This window comes from Vibrio sp. 1402, from assembly GCF_033340275.1.
In genome coordinates this window covers 1-546 of record NZ_JAWOWE010000596.1, presented here as the reverse complement: position 1 = coordinate 546, position 546 = coordinate 1, and the positions used below count along the sequence as shown (strand labels likewise).

Annotated in this window: 1 pseudogene; it reads left to right on the top strand. The window is 50.4% G+C overall.

The window, feature by feature from the left end:
* Nucleotides 1-546 (top strand): annotated as a pseudogene (locus tag R7044_RS27440) (flagellar hook-length control protein FliK); the annotation flags it as partial.

Sequence of the window (546 nt, the reverse complement as noted above, 5' to 3'; positions counted from 1 at the left end):
CTAGCAGCGTTGCAATCGACACCTTCTGTTGAGCAAGTAAATTTGGCGGCCGAGCAGCAACTGGAACCAATCTTAGATGCCAATGGAAAGCCGATTGATATTGAGAAGCTACAGTCTCAATCAACTGAATGGCAAAACCTGACTGCGCCTCCTGTAATGGATGCTTCAGCAATGCAACAAGCTCAGGCGAACACCTCAGGTGCATTGGATGGTTCGGTGTCACTTGACCCTGCGACGGTCGGCTTTGAAGGTAAGGCGGTTCAGCTGGTTTCAATTGATGAGCTGGAAGTCATTGATACCAAGTTGGCGCAAGGCAAACCTCTGAGCGAACAAGAAATCGATGTCATTGAAGGTTTGAGATCGGGTGACGTCGTCGCGGATATTCCTGAGCAAGAGCTAGCCCAGTTGGTTGCGCTGCCAACGGACGTGAAAGCCATTCTTGCGGAGCAAAATACAACGCAGCATAACAATGTACGAAACGGCAGTGAACGAACAGCTGCTGCAGTCGCGATCGGGCAACAAGCACAATACGTAAACGCGCAAGAG